This is a genomic window from Okeania sp. SIO2F4, from assembly GCF_010672385.1.
Taxonomy (GTDB): Bacteria; Cyanobacteriota; Cyanobacteriia; order Cyanobacteriales; family Microcoleaceae; genus Trichodesmium.
On record NZ_JAAHGT010000801.1, the window covers coordinates 1 to 4,585 of the forward strand.

At 39.1% G+C, this 4,585-nt stretch carries 3 protein-coding genes and 1 pseudogene; 2 read left to right on the forward strand and 2 right to left on the reverse strand.

What is annotated here, in order from left to right; translation table 11 throughout:
• Positions 1 to 215 (forward strand): hypothetical protein (locus F6K22_RS32950; RefSeq protein WP_293108038.1); only part of this gene is annotated, 215 nt, incomplete at its 5' end.
• Positions 215 to 559 (forward strand): annotated as a pseudogene (locus tag F6K22_RS32955) (DEAD/DEAH box helicase); the annotation flags it as partial. The gene F6K22_RS32950 and the pseudogene F6K22_RS32955, both read left to right, overlap by 1 nt.
• Positions 560 to 2,106: 1,547 nt before the next feature.
• Here F6K22_RS32955 and F6K22_RS32960 read toward each other — a convergent pair.
• Both F6K22_RS32960 and F6K22_RS32965 read right to left on the reverse strand, forming a co-directional pair.
• Entirely contained in the window at positions 2,107 to 2,292 is a 186-nt protein-coding gene (locus tag F6K22_RS32960; protein ID WP_293108041.1) for a hypothetical protein, read from the reverse strand.
• Positions 2,293 to 2,450: 158 nt separating this feature from the next.
• Positions 2,451 to 4,295 (reverse strand): bifunctional serine/threonine-protein kinase/formylglycine-generating enzyme family protein, encoded by a 1,845-nt coding sequence (locus tag F6K22_RS32965; protein WP_293108044.1) that lies wholly within the window; start codon positions 4,293 to 4,295, stop codon positions 2,451 to 2,453.
• Between the last annotated feature and the right edge of the window lie 290 nt (positions 4,296 to 4,585).

The window sequence follows — 4,585 nt, forward strand, 5'->3', positions numbered from 1 at the left end:
ATGTAACAGATACGAGTGAACTCATGAACAATGTATCCCAACTGCTATCTAATGAAGCGATAATCACAAGTTACACTGAGGCAATTGGCAATGGTCTGCCGAAGTTCTATCAGACGATCGGTATTGCATCACCTGCATCTAACTATGGGCAGATTCTTGTTAAGATAGACAAAAGCTATTTTGGTAGAGGCAAAACATATGAGACCTTAACATGACTCGTTATGAGTTGTCTGTTGAGGTAGAGGAGGCTTTGGGTAGTTTGCGTAGTTTGCGGCATCAGTTATTTCAGGTGCAGCGTCGGTATCGGGTAGCTTTGCCTGTTTGGTTGGAAAGGGATTTGATTGGTTTGCTGGAACAGTGGGCACTAGGGGTGGAATGGCAGGAGTTGGTGGAGAATACAAGTCTGGATGAAGGGGATGTTGTCCGGATTTTACGTCGGACTTTGGATTTTTTGTCTCAGATTCCTCATGTGCCTCATTTATCTGATGTTTTGCAACGGAATGCTTATCGGGCTATGCAGTTGATTGACCGTTTCCCTGTTAATGAGGTAGTTGAATAATTGTTGAAGTTTCTAGGACTTCAATAATTAATAATTAACAATTAATAATTAATAATTAATATAGCAATTCCTATGGTGGTGAGGTCTGCGCATTCCTTTGTTTTAGGGAAAAGGGAATAGAGAGAATAGAAAAGAAATAAAAATAGGTGTACCTCATTAGCCTGAGAAACGCTATAATTACCTCTTCTTAAGACGGATAGGATTGGTTAGACAGTAAGAAAAAATAACTTTTACACTAGACTGAATTTAAGTATTTAATTCCATGACTATCTCTTTCAAATCTGTCAAGTTTATTTATGCTTATATCATGTCTCTTTGAATAACCACAATAAAAAATTTAGGGAGTAGGGAGTAGGGAGTAGGGAGTAGGGAGCAGGGGAAAATTTAAAAAATATTCTCCCTTAGAAATGAAGAACATTTTTATTATGGCTAATTAATGAGACTTGATATTACTCCCTTAAAAGGAATTTTTTTTCTTCTTTTGGTCGATTGGATATGGCTAGGTTTCCTCAGTATCTCATCCTTACGGACAGCTCCGAAGATCGACCGCTTTTTTCTCCTTGCTCATGAGAGGCTTTCAACCTTTATTTTTCGGTAATTAGTTATCCTATTATTAAGGACTCAGGAGTCAGGAGAAAGAAAGGATTTTTTGAATAGTATGAATTTTTAAATTCCTATTTATATGGAACATCTGTAAGTTGAGGAAGTAATTTTGCGATTACTGTATAACCTGATTTTATATGGGATGCTGCAATAGTAGGGGCGGGTTCAGCGTTAAATTAATCAGGTTGAACTATATTCAGATGAACCTGCCCCCAATGGTAGAATGTTCTATTTTAGATCTGTTAGTCTACTACAAATATATATTAGTTGAATAAAAAATCATGCGTAGGTACGAACAACGCCAGTTAAATAAATCATAGTATGATTTATTCTCAGATGCAAGGGGAAAATCCTTTCGTCGCCGATTTTTTTTGGAAGCTCCACAGAATGCAGATTAATTATCCGTACATCCGTGGAAAAATCCTTGTCTTGCCCTGACTTTTTTGCGGATGCAAGGGGAAATTCTTTTCGTCGCTGATTTTTTTGGTGCTTCACAGAATGCAGATTAATTAAGGCTTGCTGATTAAATTTCAAAGTATTGAAAGATAAAGGTAACTGCCTTGTTTTGGTAGAAAAAAGTGCGCCTGTTTCAGCTCTTCATGGTCGAAAAGTTGGGACTTTGGGCAGACAAACATAGAAAAATCAAGGTACAATTATTCCTCCTACTTTCTCTTTCTCTCCACCCTTCCCACACTTTCCACACTTCCCACACTTCCGACCTTCCCCACACTCTGCTTTATTCAGCAAAGCCTAATTATCCCTGCATCCGTGGCAAAATCCCTGTCTTGCCCTGACTTTTTTGGGGATGCAAGGGGAAATTCTTTTCGTCGCTGATTTTTTGGTGCTGCACAGAATGCAGATTAATTAGGGCTTGCTGATTAAATTTCAAAGTATTGACAGATCAAGGTAACTGCCTTCTTTTGGTCGAAAAAAGTGCGCCTGTTTCAGCTCTTCATGGTCGAAAAGTTAGGACTTTGGCCAGACAAACATAAAAAAATCAAGGTACAATTATTTCTCCTACTTTCTCTTTCTCCCCACCCTTCCCACACTTCCCACCCTCCCCACACTTCCCACACTTCCCAATCTCCCCACCCTTTCCACTCTCCCCACCCTTTCCACTCTCCCCACACTCTGCTTTATTCAGCAAAGCCTAATTATCCGTGCATCCGTGGCAAAATCCTTGTCTTGCCCTGACTCTCCCACTCTGAAAAAAAATTTTCTCTGCTTCGCGGGAGGGAAAGGGAAAAGAAAAAGAGGGAAAAGGGCAAAAGAGGAAAAGAAAAAAGGGTTAAAGAGTTCTCCCGCCACCACACACAACACGAAAACCAATAAAATATTTGTGGATGTCGCGCCTATCGCTGTCGAAGCGATACGCGGAACGTGAGAGATTAGGATCGAAGTACCAAGAACCGCCCCGCAGCAGAGAAAGATTCTTATTTCCATCTAACCAAGCACTACCATCTGTAGGCGCTCCACTATAATTATCATGCCAATCATCAGCACACCATTCCCATACATTCCCGTGCATATCGTACAAACCAAAAGCATTGGGAGGAAAGCTTCCTACATTTGTTGTTTCTTTTCTATATTTTCCTTTCAGTGCATCAGCATAAGTATAGTTGCCATTAAAGTTAACTAACTCAGACGTTATAGTTTCGCCAAAATAAAATGGTGTGGTTGTACCAGCGCGACAAGCATATTCCCACTTACTCTCACTGGGCAAACTATATTTTTTACCTGTTATTCGCGAGAGTTTCTGACAAAATTCTGTCGCGTCGTTCCAGCTTATTTTTTCTACAGGGCGGTTTGCACCTTTAAAGTAAGAAGGATTATTTTCATTTCTAGTTCTCATAATCACCTGCCAAAAATTATGTTTTCCCATAACCGCTTCCCACTGTGCTTGAGTGACTGGATACTTTCCCATGAAAAATTCTGGCACATCTACATAATGTTGCGGACCTTCATTATCTTCTCTTTCTGCTTCTGTCTCTGGAGACCCCATGAGAAATCTACCTGCGGGAATTTTTACCATTTCTAGGGAGACTCCATTACCTAGATTTTCTTTCATTACTTCTGCTTGACCTTGACGGCGACTGATTATTTTTCCTCTGGCATTTACTGTCACAGTCTCAAATTTTTGAATGGAAATATTTGTATTAGAGGTAGATGCCAATAATGTTTTTGCTGGTTTTGTTACTGGTATAGGTGTGGGTATTAGTGTAGGTAGAGGTTGCTGTTGAGGAGAAGGAACTGCCAATACTGTTTTTGCTTGTGTTGTTATTGGTGCTGGTGTTGGTTGTGGTGGGTTGGTAAAACCTAACGCTTCTAATACTTCTATAGAATTTTCATAACGCAGTGGAAAATATTCATGTACCATCCTATCTAATATATTTGCCAGACGGTTACTTACTTGTGCTTCGTTTCGCCAGATAATATTTCCTGTCTTTGGATATGTTGGTAAATTTCCTGGGTTTTTACCAGTCAGTGCTTTTATTCCGACCATTCCCACAGCGTAAACATCACTACTCAGTTTTGGTTTGCCGTTACTTTGTTCGCTTGGCATATACCCTGGTGTTCCGACGGCTACGGTTAAGGTTGTTTTTCCTGGTTGGTTAGCTTTTGTTAATACGCTTATTTCTTTTACTGCGCCAAAGTCTATCAATACTATTTTTTTATCTGACTTACGGCGCATCAAGTTTTCTGGTTTGATGTCTCGGTGAATTATATTATTTTGATGAGCTATTCTTAATGCTTCTAAGATTCCTTTAAGTAGGGCAATGGTGTAAGACTCGCTTAATTTTTTTCCTGGGGTAAGTTCCTGACTAATATCATGCCCTTCTATATATTCTTGTACTAGGTAAAATTCTGTTCCTTCTTGGAAATGAGCAAATAATTTTGGTATTTGGTCTGAGTCTTTCCCTAATTTGTATAAAGTGTCTGCTTCTCTCTTAAACAACTTTTGGGCAATAGCTAAAACTCCTGGGTCTGAACTTTTAGGTGAGAGATGTTTAACTACACATTTCGGTTTTCCTGGTAAGTCTAAATCTTGAGCTAAGTAGGTATCCCCGAATCCTCCACTTCCGAGGGAGTCAATAATTTTGTAGCGTTGTCTCAGGATTTTTCCAGACTGCATGACTTTTTCAGTTATCAGTTATTCAGTTATCAGACTTCCTCTTTTCAGTTATCAACTATTAGACTTTCCTCTAACAGGGAAAAATTGTTTTTTTGCCGAATTTGGCCGAATTTATTTGAGTATATATGAGCGCACCTTTCCCATTATGCTTATAATACCATGTCAAGTTTTTTTGTCAACCCCCTTTATCAGTTATCAGTTATCAGTTATCAGAACTTGTTTGAAAAGTCAAAAAAAAGCTACCTAGCATGATATTTAGGCTTTAATCGTCGAACCATCAGATGTACCAT

Bases quoted from the DNA above. Each gene is read 5' to 3' on its own strand.
- F6K22_RS32965 (WP_293108044.1), bottom strand. From the start codon at position 4,295: ATGCAGTCTGGAAAAATCCTGAGACAACGCTACAAAATTATTGACTCC.